Here is a 19,901-nt window from a genome sequence, read left to right as displayed (position 1 = left end):
AAAATATAACGGATTTCGCTATAAATAATAATAAATTTATAAATAATTAATAATACCAACACAAAATCGACACGAAAATATTTATACAAAAATAAAACGCAACACCCATAAAATGAGTATTGCGTCATTTAGTTCACTATTGCTCTTCTTCATAAGCTTGTATAATTTTTGCTACAAGTGGATGACGAACCACATCCGCTTGTTCAAGAATTTGAAAATGGATATCCTTCACATTCTGTAAAGTTTGTTCAGCATTTGTTAGCCCTGATATTGCACCTTTTGGTAGGTCAATTTGGGTTTTATCGCCTGTAATAACCATTTTCGATCCAAAGCCAAGACGTGTTAAGAACATCTTCATTTGTGCTTTTGTTGTATTTTGAGCTTCGTCTAAAATAACAAAGGCATCATCTAACGTACGTCCACGCATATAAGCTAGTGGCGCAATTTCAATCGTACCTCGGTCAATTAGTCGTGTCGTTTGTTCAGCGCCCAAAATATCATGAAGTGCATCATATAAAGGACGTAGATACGGGTCGACTTTTTCTTTTAAATCGCCCGGCAAGAAACCTAGACTTTCTCCAGCTTCTACTGCAGGACGTGTTAAAATAATTCGTTTCACATTGCCGTTCTTTAGTGCTTGTGTAGCCATTACTACAGCTAAGTACGTTTTCCCTGTTCCTGCAGGTCCGATACAAAATGTTAAATCACGGTGTCTAATTGCTTGAATGTATTCACGTTGACCAATCGTTTTGGCCCGAATCATCTTCCCTTTTGTATTACGGGCGATGACTTCATCATAAAGTTCTGCAAAATACTCAATTGTACCGTTTTTAGCCATTTCAACTGCTGTAGCAACGTCGCGTTGATTGATATTGATTCCCTTACGAATAACTTTTAATAATTGTTCTAATAATTTCGTTGCATCGTCTTTTTGGCTTTCATTACCGACAATATGAATTGTTTCGCCACGCGTAATGATTTGCACATTAAAAGCCGTTTCAATCAATTTCATATTTACATCTGATATACCTAAAAGCATTACCGCTTCGTTAGGATCTTGCACGTTTAATTGGGTTGGTTGTTGTTCTAGCATGCTCAATCTCCTTGATAAATCGCTTGTTTAACTGCAATGTTTTCATTTACCAAAAACAATACTTTCCCTTTTACTGTATCATTATCAATAGCAACCTGCAAAAGTTTTTCCCGTTTCATAACTGTTTTAGATGGCAATTCATTGACATATTTTTGATGAAGTAGTGGCAACAGTACCTTTTCAACCGATTTCTCATCTAATACAAGTTCTCTTGTTATACCTTGCTGTGTGACAGATAAGTCAACATACTTGGCTAACCATTTAGGTAATTTTACTGTTTGCCAGTCACCGTCCTTTTTTTTCTTGTCCTTTTTCCACTTCAACTCATAGTGTCGTTCACCTGGTACCTCATATTCAATCTTTTTTGGTAGCGAGAACGACGCCTCAATCCAGTAGTCCGCAAATACCTCTCCTTCAGCCCCGTAGACGATTTCTTTCTCACCTTGTTTTAATATACCGGTGACGAGCAAATCACCCTTATAAACGGCCTTATTCTCCTCTACAACGCGTTCACCTTTCGTTAAATTAAAATGCGTTATGACACCACTCTTTTTAGCTATTAAGTGGCTAGGTTGTTCTTTTTTTTCATTTTCAATATCTAGCTTAGGCGAAGGGATTGATGAAAAGGTGAGATGACTTCCTTGCTGATTAATATGCACCCAAGATAAATCTCGCTGATCTTGTAAAATTTGCTGTCTAATCACTGTTTCGTCAGGTAACTTACGCTTAAGAAATGGCGGTGAAATTTGCAATATATATAAACTCTTTTGCAGCTCTTCCTCCTGCTCTGGAGTGGATGCATCGATATCTACAGACCAAATAAATTGTGAGGCGCATAATGGGACGAGAAATAACAATAATAATCCTATATGCACGATCCACTCATTACGTAAAATAACTTCCTCGTCTAGCCAGTCTATTGTAATTCTCATATGATACTTGCGTCTGAGTTTACGAATCATTGGTAAATGCTTCCGAGTTGTTTGGAATGTAACATAATTTTTTGTCGTTTTCACTTTCTTTAGAGGAATGTTCGCCTTTGCTAATGCCCTTAAAAATCCAGGTAGGCGATCATTTTGCGTCACTTCTAACTCCAGTTTACGATTATTCCATCCATGCCTTTGCAAATTAACTCTCCTGCCATTTTTCAATTGTCATTTTTTCTAATTGATTCAATTTCAAAGCTACCAGCTCGTCCTTTAGCACTTGGATTTGCAGCTCTTTCGCTTCGATATGAATGATAAACTCTTCGTGCAAAAATTCCACTTGCTTCTCAGAAATCTTTTGAATTGTAATTTTCCCTCTTAACTGGATCGTTTGGAAGTTTTCAATTTCGATAAGAGGCAGTAGCTGAAATAGCCGTTTCGACATACAAAAACCCCCTTCTCTATAGCATATGCAAAGAGAGCGGGGGTCATGTATTAGCGTTTCGATTTTGGTGGACCTAATATTTCGGCCATTATAATTGATTGCGCTAATTGATTTTTTGTTTTTGGAAAATTAAACGTACTATTTTCAGTTTGTTTCACTTTTTTCTGAATTTCTGCTCCGCGAGACATAGCAGGACGGGTCGATCTTGAGTTTTCAAAACTACGTGTACCCTCTGAAACACTGCTTCTCTCTAATATAGGTGCAACTTTTTCTTCGATAATTTCTTTCGCTTTTTCAACTTCAGCTTTCGGTTGTTCACCAAATTTGTTTTCAAGATCACGGAAAACTTCTTTCGCGTAATCTTCTAAACTACGCGTTTGACCTGTTCTTTGTGGCATCGGTTTACGGTGTTCCGAATGCTGAGATCTTTGAACGGGTCCCTTATTTGGTGCTTGCTTATTCCCTGACTTTTTGTCCTTGAAAAAAGCACTTATGATAGCTGATATTATGAACAGGATGATTACTTCCAATGGAAGTGCCTCCCTCCTAATGGTTGACGATTACTTATTGATTGTCATTGGTGTTATCATGTGAGTCTTGATTAATTTTACTAATTGAATCACGCATGCTTGTATCAGCCTGCACGTTTTTGTAGTTCATATAATCCATAATACCAATATTACCGGTACGTAGTGCTTCCGCCATTGCTAAAGGAACTTCAGCTTCTGCTTCTACTACTTTCGCTTTCATTTCTTGCACTTTAGCAACCATTTCTTGTTCGTTGGCTACAGCCATTGCACGACGTTCTTCTGCTTTTGCTTGTGCGATATTTTTGTCAGCTTGCGCTTGCTCAATTTGAAGTTCTGCACCAATATTTTTGCCGACATCAACGTCTGCAATATCAATCGAAAGAATTTCAAACGCTGTACCAGAGTCTAATCCTTTTGATAATACTGTTTGAGAAATTGAATCTGGATTTTCTAATACTGTTGAATGGTTTTTAGAGCTACCAATTGTACTAACAATACCTTCACCTACACGGGCAACGATTGTTTCTTCACCAGCACCACCAACAAGACGTTCGATATTCGCACGCACTGTAATACGAGCTTTCGCTTTAACTTCAATACCATTCATTGCTACACCCGCGATAAATGGTGTTTCAATTACTTTCGGGTTAACCGACATTTGGACAGCTTCTAACACGTCACGACCTGCAAGATCGATTGCTGCACAGCGTTCAAAAGTTAACTCGATATTCGCACGATGTGCTGCGATTAACGCATTGACAACACGGTCCACGTTACCACCTGCAAGATAATGACTTTCTAATTGATTAATCGTTACTGGTAAACCAGCTTTATGTGCTTTAATTAATGGATTGACGATACGTGATGGAATAACTCGACGTAAACGCATACCAATTAAAGTGAAAATACTAACTCTTACCCCAGCCGCTAATGCCGAAATCCACAATGCTACAGGGACGAATGTAAATAGAACTGCCAATACTATAAATACGACTACAATAGCGATAATGGCTGTAATTGCACTACCTGTTAATGCCATGTAAAACTTCCTCCTTTAGTTTAGAGTACCTCTCTTACTACGATACGAGGCCCTTCAACTTTAATAATTATGACTGTTTTTCTTGCATCAATGTAACCGCCTTCAGAGACGACATCAATTCTTTCACCATCTAGCATAATCGCGCCAGCAGGTCTTAGAGGTGTTGAAGTTATAGCTTCTTTTCCAAGAAGCTCTAGACGATTTTTATTTGATACATAGCCACTCTCTGTATCTGTTGCGTCTTTTAACACCATTTTGTTAAGCATCGTCATTTTTTTACCGAAAAATTTCATTATGATCACCATTCCTATTACTGCTACTAACAGAGCCGTAAGAATTGAATAAGCCATGTAGGTCACATTAGCACCAGCTAATAATAGACTTAAAACTATTGCGCCAAAACCAATAATGCCACTAATACCACCTGGCAAGAAAAACTCCGCCACTATTAGTATAATCCCGACAATCAATAATATGATGGATTCATATCCGGCAAATCCAGCAACTAGATGGCCAAAGAAAAATAGAATGATGGATATAATACTCATAGTCCCTGCTACACCAAAGCCAGGTGAATATAACTCTATTACTAATCCTAAACTAGCAATTGATAAAAGTATAGGGACAATAATGGGATTAGTAATAAACCGTGCAATTTGCTCTGCCAAGGATTCATTTACATTTACAATCTCCGCACCATCTAAATCCGTTTTCTCAAGTAGTTCTTGAAACGAAGAAACAGTTCCTTCAGAATACCCAACTTTTAACGCTTCATTAGCAGTAAGTGTTAGTAAATTCCCTTCTGCCGCTCTAAACTCTGGTAAAGCATAGGATATATCGGCCATTGCTAGGGCATATTTAGGGTTGCGATTTGAGGTTTCTGCTGCTGCTTGCATTTGAGCTAGCCATGCACTATTTGCTTTTTGACCGGCCATATTACCATTAGAATCAATAACTGCCGCAGCCCCAATTGTTCCATTAGGCACCATATAAATTTCATCTGCATGCAATGCTATAAATGCACCTGCTGAATGAGCATCTTTATTTATAAATGCAATTGTTCTAACTGGTGTTTCATCCATGAGCTTTGCAATATCTCCTGCTGCATTGACAAATCCACCTGGTGTATGAATATCTAAAACAATTGCCTTGGCACCACTTTCTTCAGCTTCTTCAAAAGCTCTTTGTAAGAAAGCATACAAGCCTTTCTCAACTTCTTTTTCCACTGGCACATGATACACTTCTGTCTTAGCGAAAACAGAAGCTAATGGTAAAAGCAGCATGAATGACATGAGCATTAAAAATAACAAGCTAACCTTTTTAGATTGCTGCAACTTCACCCCACCTTTCTACTATGAAGTATGCCTAATTAATCTACGGTTGAACTACTAAAAGGTTTCAATTTTTTTTAATTTTATATCCACCATCTAATTGAAGGTGGATAACAAGATTCTTATAATGCGCGTTTTGAATTTCTAATTGCTTGAACAGACAATCTAACAAGTAACACCGCACTTAAAAATAAACCTAAAAATGACACCGTATTTAGATAAACGGCATAAGCAGTATTTATAAATTGTGAAATGGCTAAAAGAGCAACTGAGATAATCCCAAACGTAATACCGACCATTAATAAGATGAAAAGCGAGAACCATTGCGAGATGAACAAAGTATTCTCCTTTCCTGAGAACATATCTAGCTTGACCTTCATCTCACCTTTTTCTAACCTTGTTGTAATATGGTCAATTTTTTTAGGCATCTGTTTGAGCATTGGTAACATCATAATCAGTTCTTGTTGTAAATGGTCTTTTAACTCTGTAGGGCTTGAAATCGTCACAAAGGATCGTTTATTCTTTGCCGTAAAACGCTTTGCTTCTGAGAACAAATCAAAAGTAGGGTCTACTCCATTAAGCGTACCCTCTAAAGTGATTAACGCGCGTAATGCTACACCTACCATTGGATAAAGCTTCAACTCATAATGCTGAATAATGGTAAATAACGTTTGTACAAGTTCCTCAGTTGATACTTTATCTAAATATTGTAATTGAATCAGTAGCTGACTTAATGCTTGTAATAATCCCTCTTCATCCATTCCGTTCGTATCCACAAGTAAATTCTTCAAACCTTCTAACACAATTTCTGGATCATTGCGTTCTATACCAATAAATAGCGTCCTTAATCCTTTTTGTTGCACCGGTCCTAGTCTACCGACTGCTCCGAAATCTAAAAACGCTGCCTTACCATTATTCATGACATATAAATTTCCTGGATGAGGATCTGCATGAAATACTCCTGCTATAAGTAACTGTTCTAAAAAACTATCATAAATCGAACTTAGTAATTCCTGGCTTTTTTCGTTTGTTTTTTCAAAACCTTGTTGGTAGTTATATATACTCACGCCATGTATGTACTCCAAGACGAGTAAATACTCATTGCTATATTTTTTATAAACATATGGAATTTTAACTTTGTTTTTGCTTTTAGAAAGTGCATTTGAAACTTGTTCCATATTGCGAACTTCCATTTCGAAATTAATCTCTTCAAGTAAACTATTAGCAAAGCCAGTCGCAAGCTGATGGAAACCTAAATTTTCAGCCCAAGTTGACTCTTCAACTAGCCAACTTGAAAAGTGCAATAAAATATCTAAGTCTTTTTGCATAACCGAAGTTATATTAGGTCTTAGTAATTTTACAACAACCTCTTTGCCATTCTCTCTCAAGATAGCCTTATGTACTTGACCTATGGAACCTGAAGCAATAGGCTGCATATTAAAACTACGAAATACTTCCGACATCGGCTTTGATAAATCTTGTTCCAGTCTCTTTTCTACTTGCTCAGCTGTCATTGGTTTAACGTTTTGCTGTAACGTAGATAACTCTTCTATAAAAACTGCAGGAAAAATATCTTTGCGTGCTGATAACACCTGACCGAATTTAATAAAAATACCACCGCATTCTTCTAGCATATTACGCAGTGCTATAGATAAATAGCGATCATTTTCATACGTACGCTTATACTTCAGTGCCTTTCCAATACCGTGTTTAAAAGCGATTCGAAATACTTCCACTAATCTCTTTTGTCTATGAAATCGACTGCGAAATCTTGTGACGATATTTTTCTGCCCTGTTAATCTTTCACCCTTCGCTCCTAGTTGAATAGGGTCAAAAAGTTCTAATATTAAATAAAATAACATTGCGATTAATAACATACTGCCGATCCACACCAGTGTACTGACATTTGTTACTGCTTGCACCATGTCTTCGTTTTTATAATCGGTGTGACGTAAATATGAATACCAATAAACAAACGTTGTGAAAGTTAAACTAAATACTGCTGATAAAATGCGCTTCATAAAATTCAATTTCGTACCGATCAAGCGACCACTGACAAAATAGATAATTAAACCGACTATTAAGAGTTGTAATACAGTCCAAATATAATGCATAGCTTCACCTACATATCTTGTATGATGTCTATTATTAAATCACAAATCGCCTCACGATAGCTTGTAAAGCACATCAAAAAATACGTTTTTTAAAAAAATAAAAAGCTAGCACATTCTTTTTTTGAATGATCTAGCTTTAAATTTTTTATCTAGTGAATGCTGCAGCTACTCCCCCATCAACAGTTACCATACATCCTGTTGTTTTTGCTGCTTTCTTCGATGCGAAAAAGGCAATTGCTTCAGCAATATCTATTGGATAAATATTCTCTTTTAATACTGTGCGATCCTTATAATGATTTTCTAGCTCATCTGGATGAATGTTGTAAGCCGCTGCACGTTCCTCACGCCACTTCGACCCCCAAATTGCAGATCCTTGTAGTACAGCATCTGGTAACACTGAATTAGCACGAATACCAAAGTCGCCACCCTCTGCTGCTATACAACGAGCTAAATGTACTTCTAACGCTTTTACAGAACTATACGCTGAAACGTTTTTACCTGCATAAACTGAGTTTTTAGAGCCAATAAAAATCATACTGCCCCCTAGTAACTGCTTTTTCATAATTGTAAACGCCTCGCGGGAAACTAAGAAATATCCCGTTCCTAATACATTCATATTAAGGTTCCATTCTTGTAAAGTTGTTTCCTCTAATGGACTAGAAGTTGCTAATCCAGCATTATTCACAAGAATATCTACGCCTCCATACTTCAAAACAGTTTGTTCGAATGCTTCTTTGATTTGGGTTTCATCCGTAACATCCATCACTACCGAAAATGCACGTCCTTCACCGTATTTCTGATTCAACTCTGATGCTACTTTCTCAGCACCTTCTTTATTTAGATCAGCAATTACGATATGTGCACCTTGAGAGGCAAGTAATCGGCATGTAGCACTACCAATTCCCCCTGCGCCTCCTGTAATTAAGGCCACGTGTCTTGAAAACTCGGCTTCCGCTGGTGCTAAACTCAGTTTATAAAGTTCTAATGGCCAATACTCAACGGCAAATGACTCTTCATCCGATAGTGAAGTAAATCCACCTATAGCATCTGCCCCTTTCATCACTGAAATTGCACGATGATACAAGGCCTGACTTAACTCGGCAGCTTGTATATCTTTCCCTGTTGTAATCATCCCAAGCCCGCGAATCAAAATTACTCTTGGAGATGGATTAAACATTTTGTCATCAGCATTTGCAAAGCGGTTAAAATACTCTTTGTATTCAGATTGATAAGCAGCAATCTTTTCTTGAATTACCACCTCTAAAGTATCTTCGTTGCCATCCCATTCAATAAATAACGGTACACGCTTCGTATGTACTAAATGGTCTGGGCATGCTGCTCCTACATTAGACAATATCTCAATTTTCCGACTATTAACAAAGGTAAGGACCTCTTCAGACTGATCGATGCTTGTAATCACTTTTTCAAATTTCGAAGCTATTCCACGTATACCAGGTAAAACCTTGCTTAGTAACCGTTGTCTAGTTTCCGCTTCTATAGGCTCTATAAGTTGCCCTCCAAATGGCTCCTGAGTGGCAGCAATTGAGTCGATATAAGCTTCTGCTTTGTTAATCACATCAATTGTTCTTGTATAGCTTTCTTCCGCGGTATTTCCCCATACAACCAAACCATGCTTTTCCATTAAAACAAGTTCGGCATTTAGGTTGTTTTGCACGCCTTCAGCAATTATTTTAGACAACAAAAATCCTGGTCTTAAATAAGGAACCCAAACAAAGCTATCTCCAAATATCTTTTTAGCAATCTCTTTACCATTAGGGGCACAGCATATGCTAATGATTGCATCTGGATGTGTATGGTCAATGTGCTTATATGGTAAAAAGGCATGTAAAAGTGTTTCAATAGAAGGTCTTGGTTGCTTTTTAGACAGCATACAATGCTCTAAGTACGCGACCATTTCTTCATCTGTCATTGCCTCTCGTTCAATTAGTTGTTGCATATCCGAAAGTTTTAAAGCTGTGAAGTTTTGATCACCCATAGTTGCTAGGTCAGATCCACTCCCTTTTACCCACATGACTTCTACTTCCTCACCCTTAAAATCTTTTGCCGTTGTTTTAAAGGAAGTATTTCCTCCCCCCCAGTTACATACACGTCGATCGCTTCCTAATAAATTGGAGCGGTATGTTAATTCCTCAACCTCATTGACAGCAGGTCTATTTAATTGACTCCATAAATTTTGCACCATTATTCATTTCCCTCCCCGTCTTTAATGTGTGTAAAGTTAAAAGATCATCATTGCTGCTAAAATAATGGCTAAGGTTTCTATATATGCCATATAGTTTGTTGTAGATCTTTTCATGTTTTTTATTCGGTGAATATTGTATATAATCTTTAAAACCTATCTTTTGAATTGCACTATTTAGAGAATACTTTTCATCAGCTTTGTCATGGGCTGCTGCTGCACCTAAAATAGCCGCTCCTAGAGCCGGTATTTGGTGATGATCAACAACTAAGATTTCCTTTTGTAAGACATCTGCATATATTTGCATAAGGAATGGATTCTTTTTTGGAATCCCACCAGTTACGACTATTTGATGAATGTCTATATTTTTTTCTTCGAATAAATCGACAATCACTTTTGTACCAAAAGCTGTTGCTTCAAGTAAGGTACGATATTTCTCGTGAGCTTCTGTTTGCAATGTTTCACCCACGAATACACTCGAAAAATTTGAATTAACATACGGTGTGCGATTTCCATTATGCCAATCAAGTGCTACCATCCCTGTTTCACCTACATCTAGTGTTTCCGCCTTTTCGTTTAATAACTGAAAGACAGTTAAATTTCTCTCATTCGATTCCTGTATATAATTTGTCGGTACTTGGTTTTTTATAAAACTTGCAAAAATATCTCCAACTGCTACTTGCCCTGCCTCATATGCATATAAACCCGGGAGAATACCATCTTCCACGACTCCTGAGATACCTGGTATAGTAATCTCTTGTTCACTTAATAGTAAATGGCAGCTAGATGTACCCATAACGATTTGGAGAATTCCAGGTTTATAGATGCCAGCTCCAGGTACTGCCGCATGCGCATCAATAATACTTGCACCAACAGCTGTATTTTCTGATAAGCCAAGTAAATTAGCAAAATAAGGTGTTAACGTTCCTGCAGAACAGCCTACTGAGATAATTTCACCTTTTAGTTGGCGGGTGTAGACGTCTGCTAAGCTCGGATGGATAGAATGAAGTATCTCTTTATCTAAATACCCATCTTTTTTTTGCCAAGTTCCTTTATATCCTGCAGAACAAGTACTTCTAGATACTTTCCCCGTTAATAGCGAAACAATCCAATCACCAGCTTCTAAAAAATAATCCATATTCTCAAAAAGGGCAGGTGTATCATTTAAAATCTCTAACAATTTTGGAAGTAACCACTCAGAAGAAATGACTCCACCATATTTTCCGAGATAAGGATGGTCGGCCAGCTTCTCAGTTATAAACTGCGCCTCTTTCTCTGCACTATGACTCTTCCACAACTTTGCAAATGCATGAGGTTGATCTACATACATCTCCTTATTACATAATGGAGTTAACTGCTGATCCACTGGTAAACAAGTACAGCTTGTAAAAGCGACGCCCATTCCCTTAATATTGTTAGGATCCACTTTCGTTTCTTTTAGTAAGGTCTTTATAGTTGCATTTAACACTTCTACATAGTCATTAGGATTTTGTAGCACCATGTTAGCTTTAATGGGTTTGCCATTTAATGATTTCGTCAAAACCCCATTTGGATAAGTCATTTCAGCTACTTTAATGATGTCTCCATTTTCACTATCCACTAAGACGGCTCTACCAGATTCTGAGCCAAAATCTATACCAATTACATAGTTCATCTTCAGCTCCTCCTTTATTTATAAAGAGGTCCAAAATTTTGACATGCTCTAAAATCTGCTTGTTCGCTTTCCTGTGTACCAAACATATTCCAAGCACTCGGTCTAAACAATTTATCATTAGCTACATTGTGCATGTTGACTGGAATACGAAGCATCGATGCTAATGTGATAAATTCGGCACCTACATGGCCGTATGTTAAAACACAATGGTTTGCTCCCCAATTATTCATCACTGAATACACATCTGTGAACGCACCTTCACCCGTAATATTTGGTACAAACCATGTCGTTGGCCAAGTTGGATCTGTACGAAGATCCAATGTATCGTGCATATCTTCTTCAAGCTCGACAGTATGACCTTCCGCTAGTTGCAACACTGGACCAAGCCCTTTGACATAATTTAATCGTGCAATCGTTACAGGCATTTCACCCTTTGTTGTAAAATCGGTCGAGTAACCACCGCCACGGAAATATTCTGTTGAAGCTGGTCTCCACTTTGTATTTTTTATACATTGTTCGATTTCTTCATCCGTTACTTCCCAGAATGGTTTAATCGCAGGCTTACCATCTATTTGTTGATGGCCAGTTCCATCGAGTGCTGCTGAACCTGAGTTAATCAGATGAATAAAACCATTTGCCGCTTTTCCAACCGGCTCTTTACCTGTCACACGTTTAACTGCTGAAGGACTCCAATACGTCCGGACATCTGCAAATACTTGTGCCGTATTCGTCAATAAATGCCCCAAAGCCATCGTTACCCCATTCAAACTATCATTTTCAGTTGCAAGTAGATAGGGTGCCCGCTTACCATTCCAATCAAATGACGAATTTAAAATCGTTTCCATAAAATCACCGTTAGGGAAATGATCTGTCCATTGACGTTGCCCTTGGAAACCTGCTATTAATGCATTTCTACCTAAAGCTTCTTCTTCCCAACCTTTTGCAGCAATTTTGTCATTACCAACCATTAAATCTTTCGTGATTAATGTCATTTTTATCGACGTTTCTAAATCCTTTGCTAATTGTTCATCTGTACGCTTAAACTCTTCTTTATTATTATCTTGACCGAAAATGAATTTTTCCTTAACCCATTTAAAAGCTCTATTGTATTCTTCTTCGTCAAAAATATTTAAATCCAATCTTCTAACAAACTCACTCATATCAATGTATTCGTTGCGCATACCTAAATACTCTTGGAAGAAATCATCCTTTACAATACTTCCTGCAATCCCCATAGACACAGAACCCATTGCTAAATACGATTTTCCTTTTAAGGTTGCAACTACTATTGCAGCCTTTGTAAATTTCAATAATTTTTGTTGTACATCTTTAGGAATCTCTGAATCTCCTGCATCTTGCACGTCTTCACCATATATGCCATAAGCCGGTAGCCCTTTTTGATTGTATGCAGCTAAGACTGCAGCTAGATACACTGCTCCGGGTCTTTCAGTTCCATTAAAACCCCAAACAGCTTTTGGGAGATGTGGATCCATGTCCATTGTTTCACTACCATAACACCAACATGGCGTGACAGTAATCGATATACCGACACCTTCTTTTTTAAACTTTTCTGCTGCTCTCGCTGCCTCTGCTACGCCTCCTATACAACTATCTGCGATGACGCATTCTACTGGTTGCCCATTATAGTAAGATAAATTTTCACTTAGCAACTTTGCTACAGCTTTAGCCATACCCATTGTTGTTTCCTCAAGTGATTCCCTTACCCCTCTTCTTCGCCCATCAATTGCTGGCCGAATGCCAATCTTAGGTAAATCTCCAATATATCTGTTACTCATCATTTCTATTACCTCCTAAATGAAAGTTTTATATTGTTCTAGTATCTCCTGCCAGCGTGCTTGATCCTGTGGTATAAATTCATCCGGATGAAATGAGCGTGAGACAAGATTTCTTCCTTCTTCTATCGAATTTAATTCTCCTAAAGCTCTTAACTGTGATAGACCATTACCAATTGAACTCGCTTCAATGGGCCCTGCCAATACAACCTTCCCTGTTGCATTGGCAATCAATTGACATAGTGTTTCGTTTTGAGCTCCACCTCCGCCAATATAAATTTCCGATGTAGGTTGAGATGATAATTGCTCTATGTTTTTAATCACTTTCGCATAACTAATAGCTACACTTTCAGTAAAGCAACGTACATATTCTCCAATTGTACTAGGTGTCTCTTGGGCCGTTTTCGCACAATACGTTTCGATTGCTAAGGTCATCGATTTAGGATTAAAGAATAGAGGATCTTCTGGATCGATAATTGTTTTAAAAGCTGCTGCTTCCAAAAATCCTTGACGCTCAATGTCATATGATACTTTCATTCCTGATGCATTCCATTCCTCACGCAACTTTTGTAAAATCCAAAAACCCATTCCATTCTTTTGAAAACGAATTGCTCCTTCACTCGTACCCTCATTAGTAAAGCCTGCTTCAAATGCAGCTAAACTAACTATCGGTTTGTCGACTTCTTTGCCAACTAAGCACCAAGTACCAATACTCATGAAAACAGCATTTCTACGATTTATTGGCAATGCTGATAATGCACAAGCTGTATCATGACCTGGTACTAAAGCCATTTTTATTGACGGAAAATCTAGTACATTTCCTATCATTTGATGTGGCATTTCAATGGATGCTAAAGGTAGTTGTTGTTGAAAAACAAGTTGCATAAGTCCTTCATCCCATTGCTTGCTCTCATGATTCACTAACTGTGACGTAGAAGATATAGAATACTCGTTTAACGCTACATTCGATAATCCGTACAACAATAAATTAGGCATCATCAAGATAGACTTACAATGCTCTCTATAGTTAGGGGATTTTTCGTAAATAGCCATAAGTTGAAATAGGGTATTAATAGTGGAGATTTCATTTCCTGTTTTTTTAAATAACTCAAAAGGATCTATTAGTTGTTTCAACTTCTGAAGCTGTGGCTCAGAATGTGTATCTCTATATGAAAAGGGCAATGATAACAGTGCATACTCGTTATTTAGTAAGCCTATATCGACACCCCATGTATCGATACCAACTGAAGCAGCTGGAAAATCAACCTTTTGCAAACCCGTTTTTAATTCCTTTATAAGTGCAGGGTAATCCCAATAATAATGGCCTTGAACTATTTGTGGCTTATTGTTAAATCTGTGAATCTCCTTAATAGAAATCGTATTACCATCAAATTTTCCAGCTATTAATCTTCCACTTGAAGAGCCTAAGTCATATGCAAGAACTGTAGTCATAAACAATCACCTCTATTCTCGAAGTAATTTCGAGCGATATTTCTCTGAAGATAGATTTCTTAACTCCAAGCATTCTTCGTCCGTTAAAATTCTAGGGCCACCAAAAATTGTACTAATGGTAAATACTTTGGCCGATTCCTCTGTTAGTTGCATGAAAAAATACGCTTCCTTCATTGTTTTCCCGACAGTTAGTACACCATGATTCCTCATAATCATCACATCATGATCCAAAACAAGTTCAGATACTTTCTCAGCCAATTCATGAGTAGTTGGAATGACGTAATCGATATAACCAACCTTTTTCACCATAGCAGGGAAATCCGGAAAGAGTGGTGGAATGTTTTGTCCTGCTGAGGATACGCCTACCGAGTAAGTTGGATGTGCATGTAGAACAGCTTGAATCTCATGATTATCTCTAAAGCATGTTAAATGCATTAAAACTTCTGATGAAGGGCGCAAATCTCCCTCGATTTCACCGGACTCAATATGAACCTTAACCCATTCTTCATCTGCTATTTCTTTTAAGTCATAACCACTTGGAGAAATATACATATACTCCCCATCTCTCATACTTAAATTGCCACCCGCACCAACCACTAAACCACTTTGCACTAATTCTGTTGCGTACTTTTGTAGATCTTGAATTACACTAGTCATCCAATCACGCCCTCCCTTTTTAATGTTGTTTGGAATTCTTCTAGAATCGCTACTTGTTCTAGCATGGAATCGAAAGGATAGGGCTGAAACTCCCTTTGCTCAATGCTTTTTTGGAAATGTTCAATTTGATTTTTATAGGCATTCCCCTCAATATGTTGCGAGCTTAGTTGCCCATTTTGAATCAATTGAATAACTCCAAAATCCTGATTTAAATCTGTACGAAAGGCAAAGGGTAATCTGAGACTACCTTCTGTTCCAATTAGATCGACTGATTGTGAAAACTCACCTAAAAAACTGCAGTCGATTAGTCCAAGAATGCCATCTTCATATTGCACTTGAATTGTTAAATGGACATCCACATTACTTTTACGCCCTTGCAGTACATGGTATGTAACTACCTTTTTATCAAGTAAAAATTGTTGGACATTTATACAATAACAGCCGATATCATACAAAGCACCACCACCAAGATTGGGATTTACACGTATATCATCTGTCCAATTTTCTAATGTAAAATGAAATTGACTTCTAATAGTTAATACTTCGCCTATTGCGCCTTCTTCTAATAGCTTTTTAGTCTCTATAATTTGTGGATGAAAACGATACATAAAAGCTTCCATCACTTTTACTTTTTTCTCGATACTTTTTTGTTGAATTATTTGAAGTTCTTCTAGCGACAAGACTATTGGCTTTTCGCATAATACATGCTTGCCATGCTCAATTGCTTTCATAATCCATTCGAAATGAAAACTATTAGGTAATGCAATATAAACTGCATCAATTTCGTCCATATCAAGGAGCTGATTGTAATCATTCAGTGTATAGGGTATCTGAAATGCTTGTTGGATTTCAGTTAAATCTTGGCTACGGCTTGCGATTGCAAGAATATTTCCCCCTGCTTCTTGGATTGCTGGCATAACATAGTTTTTAGCAATAGTCGCTGCACTTAAAATGCCCCATTTAATCGTCAATTGTATGCCCCCTTTAGAAAAGGGCTGTTTTTACAGCCCTTATTAACCTTTAATAAATAGATTTTTCTTCAACTAATTTATAAGAAAAGTAGATTTATTTAGAAACACCAATAATTATTCGTAAATCGCTGCTTTAATTTCATCCGTGTCAATATTGTCTTTGTCGTACCAATAGAAACCAGTATCGATTGATTTTTCAACACTCTCGCCTTTGATTGAAGCAACTGCAGCTTTAACAGTTTCATAACCAATACCAACTGGATTTTGAGTTACAGCTCCTGCCATTAATCCACTCTTAATCGCATCAATTTGCTGTTTACCTGAGTCAAAACCAACAACGACAATTTTGCCTACTTTATTCATCTCTTGTACTGCGTTTACTACTCCAATTGCAGAACCTTCATTAGAGCCGAAAATGCCTTTTAAATCCGGATGTGCTTGCATAATAGCTTTTGCCAAGTCAGTTGATTTCAAATGATCACCATCACCATATTGAATATCAACTATTTTAATATCTGGATATTTACTTTCAATTTGCTCTTTAAAGCCATCTCTACGACCTTTACCAGTTAATGAAGTTTGATCTTGTACGATTAGGGCAATTTTCCCTTTGCCACCTATAAACTCGGCCATCTTATCAGCTGCTAATGCTGCAGCTGCTTTATTGTCCGTAGATGCAGTTGCAACAGGGATTTCACTTTCCACACCTGAGTCAAACGCAACAATCGGAATATTTTTTTCCTTAGCTTCATCTAATAACGGCACTGATGCTTTAGAATCCAATGCCGCAAAGCCTATAGCAGCTGGTTTTTTATCTAAAACTGCACGTAACATTTCAATTTGTTTATCAACTTGCGCTTCAGTTTCGGGACCTTCAAATGTAATTTTTACATCAAACTCATCAGCAGCCTTTTCAGCACCCTGTTTTACAGCTTGCCAAAATTGATGTTGGAAACCTTTTGATACAATCGCTACATAAGGTTTATCAGAGCTTACTGGTTCTTTTTCACCTTCACTTGTCGCTCCCTCTTTATCATTACATGCACCAAGTAACATCGATACTGCTAATAATCCACCTAGAAAAATCGATTTCTTTTTCATTTCTTTGCCCCCTTTGTTTAATTTATATCAAGTCTAGAACGACCTCATATCACACTTAGCTTTTACCCCTACGTAATATATCCATGTATACCGCTAAGATAATAACAAAACCAATCACTACTGTTTGCCATTCTTGTGGAATTGATAATACTCGTAATCCATTCGTCAAGACACTCATAATTAATGCACCGATAATAGTTCCGATAATAGTTCCTTTTCCTCCACTAAGCGAAGTACCACCAATTACAACAGCAGCAATTGCTTCTAATTCATACCCTTGACCTAATGCAGGTTGAGCAGAATTTAATCGTGATGCCATTAACACGCCTGCGATACCTGTAAAAGCACCCGCTAGTGTATAAATCGTCATTTTCCAGTAATCTACATTCACGCCAGAAAGCTTTGTTGCATCCTCATTACTACCAATGGCTAAATTAAAACGCCCCAATATAGTTTTAGATAAGATAATTGCTGCTATAATGCCAAGGACAAAGAATATTAATACAGCATTTGGAATATTGACGCCTGGAATAATTGAACCTAAAGCAATTTTTGTAAACATAGGCTTATCTGTAAAGTAGATTGGCGCAGCCTTTGATATAACTAACGCTAATCCTTTCGCTATCATCATCATCGCCAATGTTGCAACAAATGGTGGTATTTTTAATTTAGTAATGGCAATACCACACAACAAACCACAAAGTGCACCTGTTAAAATACCACCAATGACACCGACTACAATTGGCAGATCTGAATTGACGACAATTATACCCGTAATCACAGATGACAAGGTCATGACAGTTCCTACAGATAAGTCAATTCCTCCTGTAATAATGACAAAGGTTGCACCTAGTGCTAATATCCCTATAACTGCCGTAGATAACAATATTCCCACTATATTACTCCATTGCATGAAACTGGATGATGCAAACGAGAAAAAAATAACCAATACTACTAAACTACTAAAAGCTAGAACTTGTTGTAATGTATTGGATGGAATTCCCTTATTCTTTTTCTTAGTCACTGTTATTTGATCTAATGTATCCGCTTTCATATTATCCCTCCCTAACCTTCACGGTATGCTGTAGCTAACTCCATGATTTTCTCCTGGTTCGCTTCCTCTGAATTTAAAATCCCCGTAACTCGGCCTTCTGACATAACGACAATACGATGACTCATTCTTAATACTTCTGGCAATTCAGATGAAATCATAATAATGGACTTCCCTTTTTCCGCTAGCTCATCTAGTAATTTATAAATCTCACCTTTGGCTCCAACATCGATACCTCTTGTTGGTTCATCAAAAATTAAAATATCACAATCACGTAGTAGCCATTTTGCAATTACAACCTTTTGCTGATTCCCCCCAGATAAAAATTTTATCTGTTGATTAATTGAAGGCGTTTTCACTTTTAAGCGCTCGACATACTCCTCTGATACCTTTGCTATATTCTGATCATTAACAAACCCAAGTGTTTGATAATCATTTATCGTAGACATGACTATATTTGTCTTTACATCCATATCAACAACAAGACCTAAATGTTTCCGATCTTCAGATAAATAGCCAATACCTTGTTTAACAGCGCGACTAGGTGATGTTATTTGCACCTTTTTCCCATGTAAAATAATCTCCCCAGTCCTTATCTTATCAACTCCGAAAATAGCATTTGCCACTTCTGTTCTACCAGCACCCATTAAGCCTGCAAAGCCAAGAATTTCTCCTTTTTTGAGTTCAAAAGAAATATCCTTTAAATTTGTATTGGTACTAACATTCTTTAATTCTAGAACAGTATCTCTATTACTATCTGAAATAGTTGGTTTTGATTCAATATAAAGCTCTCTTCCTACCATCAATTGAATCACTTTACTCATTTCCGTTTCCTTCGTATTTAGCGTTGTGATATACTCTCCATCTCGCATTATCGTAATCCGATCTGAGATTCGTTTTAACTCATCCATCCTATGGGATATATAAATAATTCCAACACCACTGGCTTTTAAATTATCAATAATTTCAAACAGTACATCTATTTCCGCATCTGTTAATGCAGTAGTGGGCTCATCCATAATTAAAATTTTCGAATCGAATGATAGCGCTTTCGCAATTTCAACCATTTGCTGTTTTGCAACTGTTAAATCCTTTACTTTTGTTTTCCCATTTAAATCTATGGAGAGTCGTTTAAATAATTCCCTCGTCTTATTATGTAATTCATGATCCTTTATAAAGAAGTTTAACAACCCTCTTGGTTCTCTACCGATAAAAATATTTTCAGCGATAGATAAATCTTTCATTAAATTTAGTTCTTGATGAATGATCGAAATACCTAATTCTTGTGCTTGCTTAGTAGATGTAACATTAATCTTCTGACCTTCTAGAAAAACTTCACCATCATCTTTTTCATATATCCCCGTTAGAATCTTCATCAGCGTTGACTTTCCAGCACCATTTTCTCCGACTAAAGCCAATACTTCACCATGATGTAAATCAAGTGATACATTCGAAAGAGCTTTAACTCCTGGAAAGCTCTTTGAAATATTCTGCATCTCCAACAGCTTACTCATTCATTCACCTCTTTTATTTGTATTTGTATT

Annotated in this window: 16 protein-coding genes; all 16 read right to left on the bottom strand. The window is 37.2% G+C overall.

Translation table 11 applies throughout. The annotated features are described in order from the left end of the window. Positions 1 to 136 precede the first annotated feature (136 nt). Positions 137 to 1,093 carry a PhoH family protein gene (locus tag MKY02_RS06265; protein ID WP_038187073.1) on the bottom strand — a complete coding sequence of 319 codons (957 nt, stop codon included), beginning with the start codon at positions 1,091 to 1,093 and terminating at the stop codon, positions 137 to 139. A 2-nt stretch (positions 1,094 to 1,095) separates the two neighbouring features. Continuing rightward, positions 1,096 to 2,220, bottom strand: a complete 1,125-nt coding sequence (locus tag MKY02_RS06260) for a sporulation protein YqfD (protein WP_038187076.1) — start codon at positions 2,218 to 2,220, stop codon at positions 1,096 to 1,098. Between the two features lies 1 nt (position 2,221). Beyond that, on the bottom strand, positions 2,222 to 2,464 hold the full coding sequence (locus tag MKY02_RS06255) for a hypothetical protein (RefSeq protein ID WP_038187079.1): 243 nt from the start codon (positions 2,462 to 2,464) through the stop codon (positions 2,222 to 2,224). Between the two features lie 50 nt (positions 2,465 to 2,514). Beyond that, a complete protein-coding gene (locus tag MKY02_RS06250; RefSeq protein ID WP_038187082.1) occupies positions 2,515 to 2,994 on the bottom strand; it encodes a hypothetical protein in 480 nt (159 codons plus the stop codon). A gap of 34 nt (positions 2,995 to 3,028) precedes the next feature. Beyond that, on the bottom strand, positions 3,029 to 4,033 hold the full coding sequence (gene floA, locus MKY02_RS06245) for a flotillin-like protein FloA (RefSeq protein WP_038187085.1): 1,005 nt from the start codon (positions 4,031 to 4,033) through the stop codon (positions 3,029 to 3,031). Between the two features lie 20 nt (positions 4,034 to 4,053). Next, positions 4,054 to 5,367: an NfeD family protein gene (locus MKY02_RS06240; protein WP_076034382.1), complete on the bottom strand. Its 1,314-nt coding sequence runs from the start codon at positions 5,365 to 5,367 to the stop codon at positions 4,054 to 4,056. 119 nt (positions 5,368 to 5,486) lie between these two features. Further along, the gene (locus MKY02_RS06235) at positions 5,487 to 7,478 is read right to left on the bottom strand and encodes an ABC1 kinase family protein (protein WP_076034381.1); all 1,992 of its coding nucleotides are present in this window, start codon (positions 7,476 to 7,478) and stop codon (positions 5,487 to 5,489) included. Positions 7,479 to 7,623: 145 nt separating this feature from the next. Further along, a complete protein-coding gene (locus MKY02_RS06230; RefSeq protein WP_076034380.1) occupies positions 7,624 to 9,681 on the bottom strand; it encodes a bifunctional aldolase/short-chain dehydrogenase in 2,058 nt (685 codons plus the stop codon). Continuing rightward, positions 9,650 to 11,332, bottom strand: a complete 1,683-nt coding sequence (locus MKY02_RS06225) for a ribulokinase (protein WP_076034379.1) — start codon at positions 11,330 to 11,332, stop codon at positions 9,650 to 9,652. The genes MKY02_RS06230 and MKY02_RS06225 overlap by 32 nt, the downstream gene beginning before the upstream one ends. Positions 11,333 to 11,346: 14 nt before the next feature. Next, positions 11,347 to 13,131 (bottom strand): L-fucose isomerase, encoded by a 1,785-nt coding sequence (locus tag MKY02_RS06220; RefSeq protein WP_445329603.1) that lies wholly within the window; start codon positions 13,129 to 13,131, stop codon positions 11,347 to 11,349. Positions 13,132 to 13,143: 12 nt separating this feature from the next. Further along, complete coding sequence (locus MKY02_RS06215) at positions 13,144 to 14,577, bottom strand: rhamnulokinase (RefSeq protein WP_038187105.1); 1,434 nt, start codon at positions 14,575 to 14,577, stop codon at positions 13,144 to 13,146. Between the two features lie 12 nt (positions 14,578 to 14,589). Next, on the bottom strand, positions 14,590 to 15,234 hold the full coding sequence (locus MKY02_RS06210) for a class II aldolase/adducin family protein (RefSeq protein WP_340710810.1): 645 nt from the start codon (positions 15,232 to 15,234) through the stop codon (positions 14,590 to 14,592). Continuing rightward, on the bottom strand, positions 15,231 to 16,205 hold the full coding sequence (locus tag MKY02_RS06205) for a Gfo/Idh/MocA family protein (protein WP_340710808.1): 975 nt from the start codon (positions 16,203 to 16,205) through the stop codon (positions 15,231 to 15,233). Before MKY02_RS06205 ends, MKY02_RS06210 begins: the two co-directional genes overlap by 4 nt. A gap of 114 nt (positions 16,206 to 16,319) precedes the next feature. Further along, positions 16,320 to 17,306, bottom strand: coding sequence for an ABC transporter substrate-binding protein (locus tag MKY02_RS06200; RefSeq protein ID WP_038187120.1), 987 nt, complete (start codon positions 17,304 to 17,306; stop codon positions 16,320 to 16,322). 55 nt (positions 17,307 to 17,361) lie between these two features. Beyond that, positions 17,362 to 18,360 carry an ABC transporter permease gene (locus tag MKY02_RS06195; RefSeq protein ID WP_076034374.1) on the bottom strand — a complete coding sequence of 333 codons (999 nt, stop codon included), beginning with the start codon at positions 18,358 to 18,360 and terminating at the stop codon, positions 17,362 to 17,364. A gap of 11 nt (positions 18,361 to 18,371) precedes the next feature. Continuing rightward, entirely contained in the window at positions 18,372 to 19,871 is a 1,500-nt protein-coding gene (locus tag MKY02_RS06190) for a sugar ABC transporter ATP-binding protein (RefSeq protein WP_076034373.1), read from the bottom strand. Between the last annotated feature and the right edge of the window lie 30 nt (positions 19,872 to 19,901).

The sequence above is a fragment of the Viridibacillus sp. FSL R5-0888 genome (assembly GCF_038009105.1).
In the GTDB taxonomy this organism is placed as follows: domain Bacteria; phylum Bacillota; class Bacilli; order Bacillales_A; family Planococcaceae; genus Viridibacillus; species Viridibacillus arenosi.
This window is presented reverse-complemented; position numbering and strand designations above follow the sequence as displayed.